Source organism: Levilactobacillus tangyuanensis (assembly GCF_003946545.1).
Lineage (GTDB): Bacteria > Bacillota > Bacilli > Lactobacillales > Lactobacillaceae > Levilactobacillus > Levilactobacillus tangyuanensis.
Map to the genome: position 1 here is coordinate 226,372 of NZ_RHOA01000002.1, position 16,289 is coordinate 242,660.

Sequence of the window (16,289 nt, forward strand, 5' to 3'; positions counted from 1 at the left end):
TTAATTTATCTGAAAAGCTTATCACAATTGACCCAAAATAGCCCGCTAAAGCCCCGCCAGATCTACGAAACGGCGGTCCGCAAGAAGTCCTTGAGGTCATCGCCCGTTAAGCCGGCACTCAGGCCGACTAACAGCTTGATGCGGGCCTTTTGGCCATTTAGGCCTTGGCAGAGCATCAACCCCATCTTCCGGAGCTGAATCCCCCCACCATCGTAATCGTAAATATCCTCGGCGACGCCATTATAACACCGTGAAACCAGAACTAAAGGAATCTGCCGGTCCAGCAAGCGTTGAACGGCCGGCAAGGTTCGCGGCGGTAAGTTACCTGCCCCCAGGCCCTCAATCACAACACCCGCGGTGGTATCGTTGTCGAGAAAGTCAAACAGGCTACCATCCATCCCGGCATACGCCTTGATCAGGTAGACGTGATCAATGACCTGGTCAATCTGACAGGTGGCCTGGCGAATCAACTGCTGAAAGTAAACGGCGTGGTCCTTGGCCACAATCCCAATCGGCCCAAACGTTGGGGTCCGGAAGGTGGCCACGTTGGTCGTATGGGTCTTGGTCACGTAACGAGCGGAATGAATCTCATCGTTCATCACAACCATGACGCCATTGCCCTGTGAGGCATCGTCTGCGGCCACTTCGATGGCGGACTGGAAATTATACATTCCATCCGATCCAATCTCATTAGAGGAGCGCATGGCCCCTGTTACCACGACTGGAATCGTGTTAGGGAGCGTCAGGTCAAGGAAATAGGCGGTTTCTTCCAGTGTATCGGTACCGTGAGTAATCACGACGCCGTCAATGCCATCGGCCTCTGCCCGGAGGATTCGTTGCTGAATCTTCAGCATTTCTACCGGCGTCACGTGTGGCGACGGTAGATTAAACATTTCATCGGTGACGAGTTGCACCCGTCCCGCTAAAATAGTGGCTTCTTGAGCAATCGGGTTCTTCGCGTTCGGAACCACATCCCCCTGGGCGTTTTGGGACATCGAAATCGTCCCACCGGTATGGATGGCCAGAATCTTCTTCACAACATCAACCTCTTTCCAAAAAAATATTCGTACCCACATTGTACCCTATTTAGGGTAGAATTAATCTAGGTCGAGAGGAGGTTTTACAATGTCTCAGAAACAATCAAAGTATCCCCGGTTCGGCGACAACCTGCATCCCAAATCAAATAGTTGGTCCGGTGGTTTCATGGACTGGGGTCCGGTCATGGACTGGTTTGGAACGGCTTTCAAGCAACTTTGGCACAAGATTAAAAAATAATTTGCCGTTGTTTTTTAAAAATAGCCGTGGTAAAGTAAGTGACATTCCAATAAAAAATATAAGTGATTGCCTATATAATGCCAAGATAAGGTTGGCGAGTTTCTACCCAGAGCCGTAAACTCTGGACTATAAGCAAATTGAGGACGAAACTCTTTTTGCCGATGAAGAGGATTCGTCGGTCGAGTTTTTCTTAGCCCCCTTTTTGCAAAGGGAGCTTTTTTTGTTTTCAAAAATCAACCTTGGCGGCGTATGGGCCCACGAGAAGGAGGAACTTTCTTGCAGTCCACAAAATCCGCAACACCAGTATCGTCAACCGAATCTACCGCCGACGCGGCACTACCACTATGGCGAGCAGCCATTCTGGGGTTTCAGCATTTATTAGCCATGTATTCCGGTGACGTCCTGGTTCCCCTTTTGATTGGGGGCGCGTTACATTTCAATGCCATGCAAATGGCCTACTTAATCAGCGCGGATATCTTCATGTGTGGGGTTGCAACCCTGCTTCAACTCAAGCGCACACCGCTAACCGGGATTGGCCTGCCGGTCGTCCTTGGGTGTGCCGTTCAAGCCGTCACACCCCTGAGTGCGATCGGCACGCAATACGGCGTTGGCGCCATGTATGGCGCTATTATCAGTGCCGGAATCTTTGTCTTCCTGAGTGCCGGCTGGTTCTCGAAGATTAAGTCACTCTTTCCACCCGTTGTGACCGGTTCCCTGATTACCATCATCGGGTTCACCCTGATTCCCGTTGGTTTTCAGGATCTTGGTGGTGGGAGTGCCACGGCCAAGAACTTTGGCGATCCCAAGTTCTTACTGGTCGGCTTCCTGACCATGGGGATCATTCTCGGGTTGAACGCCTTTGCTAAGGGCTTCATGAAGTCACTGGCCATCCTGGCCGGTATCTTAATCGGCACGTTTATCGCGGCTGCCATGGGCATGGTTAACCTCAGCGCCGTTGATCAAGCCAATTGGTTCCATTTGCCCCAATTCTTCTACTTTGGCACGCCCAAATTCGAATGGTCTTCCATCCTAACCATGATCCTGGTATCCCTGACCACCATGGTTGAGTCCACCGGGGTCTTCTTCGCCCTGGCCGACATCACCGGGAAGAAGCTGAACGAACAAGACTTGAAGCGCGGCTACCGGGCCGAGGGCATCGCCGTGATTCTGGGCGGCCTGTTCAATACCTTCCCTTATTCCACCTTCTCCGAAAACGTTGGCGTCGTTCAGCTTTCCGGGGTCAAGACGCGCAAGCCCCTCTACTTTTCAGCACTCTTCTTAATTCTGTTGGGCCTGCTGCCAAAGATTGGCGCCCTGGCCACGGTCATCCCCGACCCCGTCCTGGGTGGTGCCATGATCGTCATGTTTGGGATGGTCGGTGTCCAAGGGATTCGGATGCTCCAACAGGTCGACTTCCAAAATAACAACAACCTCCTAGTCTCGGCTATTTCCATTGGTTTGGGCTTGGGCGTCACCGTCTACCCCCAGATTTTCCAGGCACTGCCCCAATCACTGCAAATCATCATGAACAATGGGGTGGTCATCGGCAGCTTCTCCGCCGTCATTCTGAATGTCATTTTCAACTTACGGTCCCAACGCACGCCTGCATCGGCGCAGGCCCAGATGAATACCGACGCACAACCTAAAACAAAAGCTTAAGCCTCACACCCGCCACGGTAAATACCATGGCGGGTGTTTTTAGATATTATGCTTCTTATACCAAATTCCCCCTCCCCCGTGACTTTCTTTGGCTTACCTTAACCGCAACAGGTATAATAGTCCTATCATTATCACCGAGGAGAATTGCCATGCTAAGTATTCAGCATATCAGCAAAAAATTTGCCACGGTTCAGGCGTTGGACGACGTCAGCTTTGACGTACCCGATGGCCAAATCTTAGGATTGATTGGGCAAAACGGGGCCGGCAAGTCGACCACCTTTCACAGCATCCTGAACTTTATTCAATTCGAAGGTCAAATCACCTGGCGCGATGCCCCGCTGTCGACTGACAGTTTCGATGACATTGGGTATCTGCCTGAGGAACGCAGCCTGTTACCCAAGCTAACCATCGAACAACAGATCGTGTATTTGGCCCGGCTCAAGGGACAATCGGCCAAGACAACCCGACCACAGATCGACGACTGGCTGGAACGGTTCAACGTCAAGGGAACCCGTCGCAGCAAGATCAAAGATCTTTCAAAAGGAAATCAACAAAAGGTGCAGTTAATTTGTACCCTCATTCATCATCCCAAGCTACTCATTCTCGATGAACCCTTCAGCGGCCTCGATCCCGTAAACGCCGACCTGTTAAAACAGGCAATTATCGCCGCAAAGAACGAAGGCGCCGCCATCATTTTCTCCAGCCACGACATGGAACACGTGACGGCCCTGTGTGACCGATTGGTCATGCTGCGCCACGGTAAAGTGGTCTTACACGGCACCCTGGATGATGTCCGTAACCAATTTGGCAAGACCCAACTGAGTGTCACCACCGACTGGTCGGCCGCCGACCTGGCCGCCCTCGACCACGTCACCCAGGTCATTCACGGTCATACGAACCACTACCTGCTCCATCTCGATGATCCGGCTGCCGGGCCAGCTATCTTCGATGCCCTGACGCACGGCCATTACATCGAAGAATTTAGCCAACAGCCGCCCACTCTGGACGAAATCTTCCGCTTGAAAGTAGGTGAGGAACATGACTAAGACCTGGGTTGTGATGTTTGAAACGTATCTACGGCAAATCAAGACCTGGAGCTTTCTGTTCATGATTCTCGGTCCCTTCCTGATGTTCGGCCTAACCGCCGGCCTCAGTTACCTGTCCGCCGACAGCGCCAAAAGCAGTCAACAGCTGGCCGTCATCAGTCAGTCGGCGCCCTTACGCCAGGCTTATATCAAGAGCCATGGGGATGGGCTGAACACCAAGATCACCACGACCAGCCAGGCAAAAAAGGCCGTGAAGGCCAACCATCTCGCTGGCTACCTTGTGCTCAGTGTCGATAAGCAACAGATTCGGGGCGACTTCCACGGCACCCAGGCCCTCTCAGGTGGCCAACGGGCCCAGGTGCAGAACTTTCTAAGCGCCTATCAGGCGCAAGCCAACACCGTACAAGCCAAGTTAACCGCCAAACAACAGGCCGTCTTGAATCGAACACCAACCTTGGCATCCCACATTTCAACCAAGAGTGGGACGGCAAATGCCGTTAAGGTCGCGTCTTTCTGGGCCTTTGTCACCCTGCTCTACATTATTCTGATTACCTACTCCTCCATCACCGCCCAAGAAATTGCCGCGGATAAGGGAACAAAATTAATGGAGGTCATCTTCTCCAGTACCACGGCTACCAGCTACTTTGTTGGGAAGATCGGCGGAATTCTGTTGATGATTCTGACGCAAATCGCCGTCTACCTGGTCGGTGGTGCGGCGGCCTATCAATGGGCCGGTAACAGTCGTACCTTCAAGCCCTTCTTGACCAGCAATCGCTCGTTAATCGACGGCATCCTGCACAACTTTCTCAGTATCAACCTGCTATACCTGTTCCTTGGTGTCGTCATCTTCATCCTATTGGCGGCCTACAGTGGGGCCCTGGTTTCCAAGGCCGAGGATGCCTCGAAGGCGGCTCAGCCAACGGTTATGTTGGGAATGCTCGTCTTCTTCACCACCTTCCCCTTCCAAAACAACCTGGATGCCATCCCGGTTAAGATTCTTTCCTATGTCCCGTTCTTCTCCTCATACTTCATGCCATTGCGACTAATCAACGGCACAACCAGCGCGTGGGAAGTCGTCATTTCCCTGGTCATTCTTCTGGCGGCAATTGCGGCAGGGGCGCTCATGATCGGCAAACACTATCAACGACTCATGTTGCAAAACGATAATCGTTCTCTGTGGCAACAGCTCTTACATCGAAAACATTCATAGTCACTTAACTAAATTCCCTCTTAACGTCTGATTGTGGCGTGGTATAATTAAGAGAGAATTTAGGGGCCCTTAGCTCAGCTGGGAGAGCGCCTGCTTCGCATGCAGGAGGTCGTCGGTTCAAATCCGGTAGGGTCCATTGAACATGCGTCTCAGAGAAAAACAAGCGACAAAAAAGGCGTGAGCTAAAATTTAGCTCACGCCTTTTTTGTCGCCGTTAAGTTCCCTACCAGTCTCCCGACTCTAGCGTCAATTGGGCCACCATCGCCCACAGTTACGGGACTAGAGTATCCGGTTAAATTTTCCAAGTTACAATTCTTGATAATTGTAACTTTATGAGTTAGAATTAGTTTAATCATTAAATAAACGAACAACTATGGTTCATTGCCTACTGAAAAACTGCCGCCCGTTGCCCCATAAACTATCGATACTCCATGAACAAAGTCGTCACTTACTTTGCTGGAAAGGAATAATCCAATGACCTCATACATTAATGTCCCCACCAAGACCCTTGTCACCCCGGAAAACAAAACCTTCGCCTATCGTGAAATCGGCGTAGACTCAACTGTCCCAGTAATCGGCCTCGTACACCTGTCCGGTAATCTCGATAATTGGCAGCCCGCCGTTATCGACGGTCTCGCCAAAGAACACCGGCTAATCCTCCCCGACTACCAAGGCGTCGGTGGTTCCGGGGGCAAGGCGACCGCAACCATCCAAGGGATGGCCGAAGAAATTCGCGAGTTTATCCACGCCCTCGGCTTTAAACAGGTCGACCTGTTTGGGTTTTCCATGGGTGGTTTCGTTGCCCAAGAAGTGATCAACCAGGAACCCTCGTTGGTTCGACGCGCCCTGCTGACCGGAACCGGTCCCCGTGGCGGCCAAGGAATTGGCGATGTCACTAAGATTTCCGACCGGTCATTAGCAAGAGCCCTGGTCACCTTCACTGACATTAAGACCTACCTCTTCTTCACCCGGACAACCAATGGCAAGCAACAGGCCGTCAAATTTTTAAAGAGCCTGAAGGAACGGCAGACCGGCCGGGACCGCTCCATCGGTTGGCGCGCCTACCGGACGCAACTGAACGCCATTCATCAATGGAGTACGGAACAACCCATTAATTTCTCCCGGCTCGAAACGCCGGTCCTAGTGGCTAACGGTGATAGTGACGCCATGGTCCCCACCCGGCCTAACAGCTACGACCTGGCCAAGGCCTTCAAGAATAGCCAGCTCATTATTTACCCGGATGCCGGTCACGCGGGTGTCTTCCAATTCGGCAAAGACTTCGTCAAGCAAGCTAACCAATTCTTAAAATAGTCGTCGCACAATGGCAACGGCCAGATATTAAGCCCTAGGCGGCTTAGGTGCAGCTAACCAATGTGTTAGCTGCTTTTTTGATCTCACCCTCATGGTCTCACGATTCACAGGATCGTCCGTCCTGATGGTAACACGTCACAGGAAAGGTCAATGACCCCAATCGCCACAATCAGTCCATCAATGACGTTGTGAAAATCGGTCACGACCCCTACGCTACCGCGTTCGCGACGTCAATCATCATGCCAAGTCGAATGGTCGCACCGGTTATCTGACCGCTAACGCAGGCCTCGTGGCACCAACCTACTACGCCACTGCGCCCAAACACGTTCGCGTTCTTAATTCACACGGCGTGAATGCCTACCGTTCCAGCAAGCTAGCTGGTAAGGCCATGAGGTATTACCGTGTCGGCCAAGTCTTGAAAATTAAGACCATCAAGCATTATCATTTGACCACCCGCTTCCAATTAACCAATGGCCACTACATCACCGCTAACAAGACCCTGGTGATTAAGAAGTAATCAAAAACGCCCGCGAACATTAACCTTCGCCGGCGTTTTTATTTGGCTTCATTTAAAATAACTGGTCACTGTCATTTGGTGTGTAAATGGCCATCACGATCAATTCAATCAAGGTGAAGACCAGGCAGATTGGTGGCCAGAAATGAATCGTCCCCATCACAGCCATCCAAATGACCCAAAACCACCAACGCGTGTTCATCCGATAGACCGACATGTGCCGAATCTTAGTGGCAACCTTGGGCTGGTCCGTCCGATTCGCGGCCACGATAACGTATGAAAGTAGCGCATAGGCCAGTTGCCACAAGGTAAAAATTAGAAAATAGAACAATTCCGGTTGTGACCGGTCGATAAACCGGCCGGCCCAGGCCGTCGAGACCGGCAACATCGCCATCACCAGAATCCACAGATTGTTGGCCCAATAGATCCCCTTCGTCACCCGCTTAGTCAGCGAAAACATGTAATGGTGGTTGTACCAGGCCACCCCAATGAACAGAAAACTGATGAGGTAGGCAATCAGATAACTCCAATCAGCCGCAAGTGCCGAGAAGGTCGGCTCCTCCGGGGTCTTAAACTCCAACACCATAATGGTTAAAATAATGGCCACCACCGCATCGGTAAACGCTTCAACTCGTCCTTTATTCATTCGCGTACTCTCCTAATAAATTTCATTATTACCAGATTAGCACTTTACTGTCCTCACACAACCATTTACGCCCTGGATTACCGGCTTTACGTCAATACACCATTTTGGGCCAAACAAAAACCATCCATGAAATGGTCGTCATGAATGGTGGCTTCCGTGCTGCTTTTTAGCCAACTGAGTCAAAAAGCGCCGTAAATCAACCGGCAATTCTTGCTTCCTAAATAGTAACGTCCGGTGTCGGTTCAACCGCAGATAGAAGGCTGAATGGGTCTTCTTAACGCGATACAGTTGTTGGTAATAAATGGTCGTGGATTCATTAAAGTAATGCATAACCACTCGGTCATCGAAGAACGCAAAGGTTGTCGGACCATCCCAAATATTTTGCCACTGCTGCAAATACTGATGCGCCCAGCGATTGCCATAGTAAGTTATGTAGGCGATCTCTGCGGCAACTAGAATAAGCGTTTCACCACTAATCCAACCCAGTGGCAGCAACGCCGTGTAGTACTCCGTACAGGTCAGAATAATCCATAGTGGTGTCAGCAGGGCCAATAAGTTGCGACCCGTCGTGTGCCAAAATAAGCGTCGAACATCGCTCAATGTATACTCCAGCGTGACCGTCATTGGTTCATTTTCCATTAACCCCACCTCCTTTGTGACATTAAATCAATTATAATCCAAATTGTTTCAGAAGCCAGTCAGTTCGAATAAGTTCTGTCCACGGCAGACGACGGTTGACGGTCACATTACCGATAACCGTTGCCCATAGAATCGCGGTCGCGATGCCCATTGCCATCGCCGCTAGTTCATTGAAAAAGTTGCGTATCTGTTCATTTCATTTTAAGTCTAAACCCGCTATAATTAACAGAGTTGAAACCGTTTTATTAAACGGAAATTTTCTATAAGAGGAGGTGCCCTGATGACCGAACCAATTGTTGAACTTGAACAGGTCACCAAAAGCTACGGGACTCACACGGTCCTAAAGGACATTAGTATCACACTTGAACCGGGAAAGTTTTACACCCTCCTGGGACCTTCCGGCTGTGGTAAGACCACCATTCTCAGAACCATCTCCGGTTTTACCTCAGTCACCTCGGGCAACGTCCTATTCAACGGGAAACGAATCAACGAGGTTCCCGCCAACAAACGTAACGTTAACACGGTCTTTCAAGACTACGCCCTCTTTCCACACATGACGGTCGCAGAAAATGTGGCCTTTGGCCTGACGCTTAAAAAGATGCCCAAGGACCAAATTGCCGAACGGGTGGCCAACGCCCTGAAATTGGTCCAACTTGCCGAATTCGGTGACCGGGCCATCGATGAACTTTCCGGTGGACAACAACAACGGATCGCGATTGCGCGGGCCATTGTCATGCAGCCACAGGTTCTGCTCCTCGACGAACCCCTATCGGCTTTGGATGCCAAGCTCCGTCGCGAAATGCAATACGAACTGCGTGACCTGCAGCAACGTTTAGGCATTACTTTTCTCTTCGTGACCCATGATCAAGAGGAAGCTCTCGCCATGAGCGATGAGATCTTTGTCATGAATAACGGCGAGGTCCTCCAAAGTGGCTCTCCCGTTGATATTTATGATGAACCGATTAATCATTTTGTCGCCGACTTCATTGGCGAGAGTAATATCTTACCCGGAAAAATGATGGGTGATTACCAGGTGGCCTTCGGTGGTCACCAATTTGAGTGCGCTGATGCCGGCATTCCAGCGCACGAACCCGTCGAAATTGTCATTCGACCGGAAGACCTCAATCTAACCGAACCGGAACATGCCAAATTAAAGGTCACAATCGATACCCAACTCTTCCGTGGTGATTACTATGAAATCGCCGCGACGGACAGTTTGGGTAACGACTGGCTGATTCACTCCGTTAATCCCGCCGAGGATGGCGAAACCATCGGCATCACCTTCCGTCCACAGGACCTGCATGTCATGCGGTACGACGAGAAAGAAGAAGAGTTCGATGCTCGTCTAGAAACCTATGAGGGAACGGAGGATGATGACCTTGACGAAACGTAAGACCTGGTTTTACTTCATCCCCTATGGCCTCTGGTTGGCCCTCTTTGTCATTGCCCCATTGGCTCTCATCTTTTACCAATCCTTCTTTAGTCTCGACCATCATTTTACTTTCAGTAACTACACCACTTATTTCCAATCGCTAACCTACTTAAAGATGACCCTCAACTCGGTCTGGTATGCCCTGTTGATCACGGTCTTTACTGGTCTGATCAGTTATCCCACGGCTTACTTCTTGCATGGGTTGAAGCACCGTCAATTCTGGCTGTTGCTGGTTATCCTACCCACCTGGATTAATATCTTACTTAAGGCCTACGCTTTTATTGGAATTTTCAGCCAGGCGGGCCTCGCCAACCAATTTCTTAGCTTCATTGGCATCGGGCCGCAACAGATTCTATTCACCAATGCCAGCTTTATCTTCGTGGCAACCTACATCCAGATTCCCTTCATGATCCTGCCCATTTACAATGCGCTCGACGACCTGAGTCCGGCCTTTATCAATGCCAGTCAGGACCTCGGCGCGAGCGGTTGGCAAACCTTCCGGCGGGTTATCTTTCCCTTGACCTTACCCGGTGTGAAGGCCGGTGTTCAAGCCGTGTTTATCCCCTCGCTATCCCTCTTCATGTTGACCCGCCTTATCGGTGGCAACAAGGTGATTACCCTGGGGACGGCTATCGAAGAACACTTCCTCACGACCATGAATTGGGGCATGGGCTCAACCATTGGGGTTGTCCTCATCGTCGCCATGGTCATTGTGATGTTACTCACCGGCGACCAAAAACCGAAGGGGGGAACGCCACGATGAGCAAACGACTATCGAATGCCTTCTTAATTCTGGTGTTTATTGTTCTCTATGCCCCCATTGTTTTCCTGATTGTTTATTCCTTCAGCGCTGGCGATACGATGACGGCCTTTCACGGCTTCACTTGGCAACACTATCGCGATCTTTTCAGTGACTCCCGGATGCTGGCAATCGTGGCCAACACCCTGTTGGTTGCCCTCTTATCGGCCCTAATTGCCACCCTAGTTGGCACCCTGGGGTCGCTAGGAATCAACCGCACCACCAACCATGTCACCAAGGAATCCCTACTCGCCTTAAATAACGTCCTCATGGTATCGCCAGACGTCATCATTGGGGCCAGCTTTCTGATCTTCTTCACCATGCTCAAGATTCCCTTAGGCTTCGTGTCCGTTCTACTGAGCCACATTGCCTTTGAGATTCCGATTGTGGTTTTAATGGTGCTCCCCCGATTACGCGAAATGTCGAGTTCCATGCTGGACGCCGCACAAGACCTGGGCGCAACCACCAAACAACTGCTATCGCAGGTTATCATTCCCTTCATTTCACCAGGGATCTTCGCCGGCTTCTTTATGGCCCTGACCTACTCGCTCGATGACTTTGCCGTCACCTTCTTTGTGACCGGGAACGGCTTCTCAACGATGTCGGTTGAAATCTACTCCCGGGCTCGTCAGGGGATTAACCTGGAAATCAACGCCCTGTCCGGCGTCATGTTCCTCTTCTCACTCTTGTTGGTCGCCGGCTACTACTGGATTGAACAGGCCAGTTCTCGCCGGAAGCAACGGAAACGGAGGGCGACTTCATGAAACGATTAATGACCCTGATTGTCGGCCTATTGGCCATCTGTGGGCTGTTGGGCTATTCCAGCCAACAACTTGAGCGCTCAAGTGGCAGCACGGGTAGCCACGTCCTCAATCTCTATAACTGGGGCGATTACATCGACCCTAAGCTACTCACTAAATTCCAAAAGGAAACGGGTTACCATGTCAACGTTGAAACGTTCGATAGCAATGAAGCGATGTACACCAAGATTAAGCAGGGTGGCACCCATTACGATTTGGCCATTCCCAGCGAATACATGGTCGCCAAGATGAAACGGGCTCACTTACTCCAGCCCCTCGACAAGAGTCGCCTGACGGGCTGGAACAACTACGACCCCCGCTTCCTAAATGAGTCGTTCGATCCCGGCAACCGCTACTCCATGCCTTATTTCTGGGGAACCCTTGGGATTATCTATAACGATAAAACCATTAAACCCGGAACGGTCGACCATTGGAACGACCTTTGGTCTAGTAAGTATCGCGACCAAATTATGTTGATCGATTCCGCCAGAGACATCATGGGGATGGCCCTAGTCTCGCAGCATGAATCCATGAATGCCACCAACCCCACCGTCCTGCGGAATGCCGAAAATAAGCTCAACGCCCTTGCACCAAATGTTAAGGCCGTCGTTGCTGACGAAATCAAGATGTACATGAGTCAAGACGAAGCGCCATTAGCAGTCGATTGGTCCGGTGAAGCTGCCGAGATGTTGGCCAACAACCATCATCTCCACTACGTTGTTCCTAGCGAAGGCAGTAATCTGTGGATTGACAACCTCGTCATTCCCAAGACGGCACAGCATGAAAATGCCATCTACGCTTTCCTAAACTTCATGAGCGACCCCAAAAATGCCGCCCAAAACGCGGAATATATTGGCTACGCTACGCCAAATCGGCAAGCCAAGGCGTTATTACCGAAGTCAGTTCGAAATGACCGACAGTTCTATCCGGATAACACCACCTTGGATCATCTCCAGATCTATAAGGACTTATCGCCGGCCAAGGTCCAACTTTACAACGACCGGTACCTAGAGTTTAAAATGCATCACTAACCCGAACGCCTAATAACCAGGACTTTGGTCTTGGCCATTAGGCGTTTTGTGATCGAAAAAGGCCCGTGAGCCAACGCCGCATCGTTAACTCACGAGTCTTTTAACCGAAGCTTCCGGCAATATAATCTTGGGTCACTGGAATCTGTGGATTACTAAACATCGTCCCAGTCGGCGTATATTCCATCACGTGCCCCAAGTGGAAAAAGGCACATTGACTGCTGACCCGGGCCGCCTGTTGCATGTTATGGGTCACGATAATAATCGTGTACTGCTTCTGCAGTTCTAATAGCGTCTCTTCAACCTTGACCGTTGAAATTGGATCCAACGCGCTACAAGGTTCGTCCAACAACAACACGTCCGGCGCCATGGCAATGGAGCGGGCAATACAGAGTCGTTGTTGCTGGCCCCCCGATAGCGATAAGGCACTCTTATCCAGCGTGTCCTTAACCTCATCCCACAGGGCAGCGCCCCGGAGACTCTTTTCAACCCGTTCATCAAGGTCAGCCTTTGACTTAACACCATTGGCCTTCAACGCGTAAACAATATTTTCTCGAATTGATTTTGAGAATGGATTGGGTCGTTGAAAGACCATCCCGATATGCTTACGAATCTCGTAAATGTTCACGTTTGGCTCATTAATGTTGACCCCGTGATACCAGATCTTACCGGTCACCGTTGCGATGCCGTCGTTCATTCGGTTCAGTGACCTCAGATAGGTCGACTTCCCCGAACCGGACGCGCCAATCAAGGCCGTAATCTGGTTCTTTGGAAAGCCCAAGTTGGCATCGTGCATCGCATGGTTAGCGCCATAGAACACCTGCAGATCCTCCGTTTTTAGCGCCAACGTGGTTTGCGCATCGAACGACTGAACGGCCGTTTCTTCAAATGAGTATTGTTTTAACATTGGTCGTCCCCCCTACTTACTTGCCGTGACACGGCGATACAAGAAGTTCCCTAACAACCGCGCACCCAGATTGAATAATAGCACCGCCAAGATTAGGATGGCTGAGGCCGCCGCAGAAAGTTGTGCCGCGTTGCTAGCCATTCCCTCGGTATTAATCTTCCAGATGTGAACCGCCAACGTCTCCGCTGGTCGTAATGGATTCAAGGGACTAGCCGGATCCATCGGATTCCAATCGGAGAAGTTCGTGACTGGCGCACTTTGACCCGCAGTGTAAATCAAGGCAGCGGCTTCGCCGAACACTCGACCCGCACTCAAGACCACCCCGGTCACAATTCCGGGTAGGGCAACGGGTAAGATAATGCCAATCTCTGTCTTCCACTTGGATAGGCCCAGCGATAGCCCCGCTTCTCGTTGACTACGCGACACGGCGCTCAGTGATTCCTCAATGTTCCGCGTTAATAATGGGAGGTTAAAGAACGTTAACGCAATCGCCCCAGAAATAACTGAGAACCCCATCTTGAACTTCACAACGAAGAGTAAGAAACCAAAGAGGCCGACAACCACGGAAGGCAATGAGCTCAGGACTTCGATCGCCGAACGGATCAGGCTCGTCCGCCAATTGTCCTTGGCATATTCGGCCAGATAAATCCCGGCCCCCAATGAGATTGGCAGTGAGATTAACATCGTCAGAACTAACAGGTAGAAGGAATTGAATAACTGAACGCCAATTCCTCCGGCCCCACTCATGGGGTCAGACGCCCCCGTTAGGAACTGCCAACTCACGTGTGGCAAGCCGGCACTCAAAATGTAAACCAATAAGAACAGCAAAATTCCCACAACGGCGGCGACAATTAAGTCAATCACGACCGTGGCAACGCGGTCTCGTTGTTTAGCGTTCATGTTTTAATTGCCCCCTCTTAGCGATGAACCGAACCAAGGCGTTGAAGAATAATGACATCAGTAACAAGATTAAGGCCAGCGACCATAAGGCATTGTTTGGCAGCGTACCGTCGATGGTATCCCCAATGCCTGAGGTCAGTTGACTCGTCAGCGTTGATGCCGCGGAGATGAGGTTCTTGGGCATGACGGCCGCATTCCCGATCACCATTTGAACAGCTAAGGCTTCCCCAAAAGCCCGGGCCATCCCAAAAATAACGGCGGTCAGAATTCCGGAAGTCGCCGAACGAAGAATAACCCGCGAAATGGTTTGCCAACGCGTGGCGCCCAGGGCCAATGAGGCCTCCTTGTAATACCGTGGAACCGCCCGCAGACTATCAACCGTCATTGACGTAATGGTTGGTAACACCATGACGAATAGGACGAAGGTGGCCGAGATAATCCCAAAGCCAGAGCCCCCAACTAAATGACGCATGAAGGGAACGACCACTGCCAAACCAATGAACCCGTAGACAACTGAGGGAATCCCCACCAGCAATTCAATCACGGGCTGTAAGAGTTTCCGTCCCCGATTTGGTGAGATTTCCGTCATAAAGATGGCGGTCCCGATGGCAAACGGTGTCGCCACGATCGCCGCGGCAAAGGTGACGGCAAACGACCCCACAATCATGGGCGCCGCGCCAATGTGCCCGGTATCCGGTGCCCAGTTTGTGCCTGTCAGGAATTTCAAAACACTCACATGGTTCTGCGTAAACGTGGCAATCCCTTTAGATGTGATAAACCAAAGCATCGAGGCCACCACCAGGATAATCGCGCCAATACACAAGTAGCTAATCCCCCGACCAACCCAGTCTTCACGGGTGGCGCGAGTGGCATGATGGAGCCGGGCATCCCATTCATTGGTTTGGGAATCCGGCTTGTTAAGTTGTAAATTAGTTTGTTCCATAAGTTGACTCCCCCTTTAAAAAAAGTGAAGGTGCTGCAAACGCACCTTCACCCCTGTGACTAACACCATACGCAATCGGTCTTAGTTTTGTGTTACGACACCCTTGGCATCCTTGGCAACTTTCATGTCGTGGATACTGATGTAACCCATGTCCTTAACCAAGCTGTCTTGAACCGTCTTGGAGTTCATGTAAGTCAAGAAAGCAGCCGTTGCAGCATCTGGCTTGCCCTTCGTGTACATGTGTTCGTAAGACCAGATCTTCCACTTGTTGTTTTCAACATTGTTATCCGTTGGTGTGATGTTGTTGATGGAAACGGCTTGTAATTTGTTCGTGAAGTATGAGAAGGCCAAGTAACTAATGGCCCCAGGCGTTGAAGAAACAATCTTTTGAACGGCACCGTTAGAGTCTTGTTCTTGAGACTTTACAGCGGTTGCACCCTTCAGGACGGCATTTTCAAAGGTTGCTCGCGTCCCACTACCTTGGGCCCGGTTCACAATCACAATCTTTTGGTCTTTACCACCGACTTCTTTCCAGTTGGTAATCTTTCCAGTAAAGATTTGCTTCAATTGGGCCATCTTCAAGTTCTTAACCCCGGTGTCCTTGTTAACGACTGGTGCCATCCCAACGACGGCTACCTTGTGGTCAGTTAACTTGTCGGCCTTGATACCATCCTTTTCTTCGGCGAAGATATCGGAATCACCGATGGAAACGGCGCCGGCTTGAACTTGACTCAAACCAGTCCCGGAACCACCACCTTGAACCGTCAAGGTAACCTTGCTGTTCTTAGTCGTGAAGTTGGTGCCGGCCTTTGCGGCTAATGGTTGTAAAGCAGTTGAGCCCACCGCCGTGACCTTACCGGACAACGCCTGACTGCTACTACTGCTCTTGCTGCTGGTTGAACTCGTGGCCTTACCACAACCAACCAGTAATAAACTAATTGCCGCAATCCCCATTGCTAACTTTGACCCATTATTCATCTCTGTCACTCCATGTCTTTTTAAGATATTGTAGAACCACCACATCGTAAGCTAAGCACTCCTTGTGGTGCCTCCCCTTAACTTACAATTTAGATTCTAAGCGATTAATATGTAGTCTTCGTCGCAATCATGTAAATTTTCGGTAAATGTTGCCAAACTCCCCATAAATCCCTTTATGTAAGGGATTTACCGAAAGCAGTAA

General features: G+C 50.7%; 17 protein-coding genes, 1 tRNA gene and 1 riboswitch. Of the genes, 11 read left to right on the top strand and 7 right to left on the bottom strand.

Annotated features, from left to right (window positions below):
- Positions 1-62 precede the first annotated feature (62 nt).
- Complete coding sequence (locus tag EKM96_RS02695) at positions 63-1,076, bottom strand: asparaginase (RefSeq protein ID WP_191987333.1); 1,014 nt, start codon at positions 1,074-1,076, stop codon at positions 63-65.
- 49 nt (positions 1,077-1,125) lie between these two features.
- Here EKM96_RS02695 and EKM96_RS10525 point away from each other — a divergent pair, with 49 nt between their 5' ends.
- The 7 genes from EKM96_RS10525 (at position 1,126) to EKM96_RS02725 (ending at position 7,018) form a co-directional block, all read left to right on the top strand.
- Positions 1,126-1,275, top strand: a complete 150-nt coding sequence (locus EKM96_RS10525) for a hypothetical protein (protein WP_164510957.1) — start codon at positions 1,126-1,128, stop codon at positions 1,273-1,275.
- Positions 1,276-1,325: 50 nt separating this feature from the next.
- Positions 1,326-1,424, top strand: a riboswitch (purine riboswitch).
- 208 nt (positions 1,425-1,632) lie between these two features.
- Positions 1,633-2,934, top strand: coding sequence for a nucleobase:cation symporter-2 family protein (locus EKM96_RS02700; protein WP_382336203.1), 1,302 nt, complete (start codon positions 1,633-1,635; stop codon positions 2,932-2,934).
- 149 nt (positions 2,935-3,083) lie between these two features.
- A complete protein-coding gene (locus EKM96_RS02705) occupies positions 3,084-3,980 on the top strand; it encodes an ABC transporter ATP-binding protein (RefSeq protein WP_125639363.1) in 897 nt (298 codons plus the stop codon).
- Complete coding sequence (locus EKM96_RS02710) at positions 3,973-5,190, top strand: ABC transporter permease (RefSeq protein WP_125639366.1); 1,218 nt, start codon at positions 3,973-3,975, stop codon at positions 5,188-5,190. Before EKM96_RS02705 ends, EKM96_RS02710 begins: the two co-directional genes overlap by 8 nt.
- Positions 5,191-5,253: 63 nt before the next feature.
- Positions 5,254-5,326 (top strand) — tRNA-Ala (locus tag EKM96_RS02715).
- A 338-nt stretch (positions 5,327-5,664) separates the two neighbouring features.
- Complete coding sequence (locus EKM96_RS02720) at positions 5,665-6,501, top strand: alpha/beta fold hydrolase (RefSeq protein WP_125639369.1); 837 nt, start codon at positions 5,665-5,667, stop codon at positions 6,499-6,501.
- A gap of 289 nt (positions 6,502-6,790) precedes the next feature.
- Positions 6,791-7,018 carry a DUF5776 domain-containing protein gene (locus EKM96_RS02725; RefSeq protein ID WP_191987334.1) on the top strand — a complete coding sequence of 76 codons (228 nt, stop codon included), beginning with the start codon at positions 6,791-6,793 and terminating at the stop codon, positions 7,016-7,018.
- A 52-nt stretch (positions 7,019-7,070) separates the two neighbouring features.
- Here EKM96_RS02725 and EKM96_RS02730 read toward each other — a convergent pair whose 3' ends face one another.
- Positions 7,071-7,661, bottom strand: a complete 591-nt coding sequence (locus tag EKM96_RS02730) for a TMEM175 family protein (protein ID WP_125639371.1) — start codon at positions 7,659-7,661, stop codon at positions 7,071-7,073.
- A 138-nt stretch (positions 7,662-7,799) separates the two neighbouring features.
- Positions 7,800-8,300 (bottom strand): YcxB family protein, encoded by a 501-nt coding sequence (locus EKM96_RS02735; RefSeq protein ID WP_125639374.1) that lies wholly within the window; start codon positions 8,298-8,300, stop codon positions 7,800-7,802.
- Positions 8,301-8,580: 280 nt separating this feature from the next.
- Between EKM96_RS02735 and EKM96_RS02740 the strand changes: the two genes are divergently transcribed.
- The 4 genes from EKM96_RS02740 to EKM96_RS02755 are packed head-to-tail and all read left to right on the top strand — an operon-like array spanning position 8,581 to position 12,362.
- A complete protein-coding gene (locus tag EKM96_RS02740; RefSeq protein WP_125639377.1) occupies positions 8,581-9,693 on the top strand; it encodes an ABC transporter ATP-binding protein in 1,113 nt (370 codons plus the stop codon).
- Entirely contained in the window at positions 9,671-10,495 is an 825-nt protein-coding gene (locus tag EKM96_RS02745) for an ABC transporter permease (RefSeq protein WP_382336194.1), read from the top strand. The genes EKM96_RS02740 and EKM96_RS02745 overlap by 23 nt, the downstream gene beginning before the upstream one ends.
- The gene (locus tag EKM96_RS02750) at positions 10,492-11,295 is read left to right on the top strand and encodes an ABC transporter permease (protein ID WP_125639382.1); all 804 of its coding nucleotides are present in this window, start codon (positions 10,492-10,494) and stop codon (positions 11,293-11,295) included. The genes EKM96_RS02745 and EKM96_RS02750 overlap by 4 nt, the downstream gene beginning before the upstream one ends.
- A complete protein-coding gene (locus EKM96_RS02755) occupies positions 11,292-12,362 on the top strand; it encodes an ABC transporter substrate-binding protein (protein WP_125639385.1) in 1,071 nt (356 codons plus the stop codon). Before EKM96_RS02750 ends, EKM96_RS02755 begins: the two co-directional genes overlap by 4 nt.
- A gap of 100 nt (positions 12,363-12,462) precedes the next feature.
- Here EKM96_RS02755 and pstB read toward each other — a convergent pair whose 3' ends face one another.
- The 4 genes from pstB to EKM96_RS02775 all read right to left on the bottom strand — a co-directional run bounded on the left by pstB (position 12,463) and on the right by EKM96_RS02775 (position 16,087).
- The gene (gene pstB / locus EKM96_RS02760; protein WP_125639388.1) at positions 12,463-13,266 is read right to left on the bottom strand and encodes a phosphate ABC transporter ATP-binding protein PstB; all 804 of its coding nucleotides are present in this window, start codon (positions 13,264-13,266) and stop codon (positions 12,463-12,465) included.
- Positions 13,267-13,278: 12 nt separating this feature from the next.
- On the bottom strand, positions 13,279-14,166 hold the full coding sequence (pstA, locus tag EKM96_RS02765; protein WP_125639391.1) for a phosphate ABC transporter permease PstA: 888 nt from the start codon (positions 14,164-14,166) through the stop codon (positions 13,279-13,281).
- Positions 14,156-15,109, bottom strand: coding sequence for a phosphate ABC transporter permease subunit PstC (pstC, locus tag EKM96_RS02770; RefSeq protein ID WP_125639394.1), 954 nt, complete (start codon positions 15,107-15,109; stop codon positions 14,156-14,158). Before pstC ends, pstA begins: the two co-directional genes overlap by 11 nt.
- An 81-nt stretch (positions 15,110-15,190) precedes the next feature.
- On the bottom strand, positions 15,191-16,087 hold the full coding sequence (locus EKM96_RS02775; protein ID WP_125639396.1) for a phosphate ABC transporter substrate-binding protein PstS family protein: 897 nt from the start codon (positions 16,085-16,087) through the stop codon (positions 15,191-15,193).
- Between the last annotated feature and the right edge of the window lie 202 nt (positions 16,088-16,289).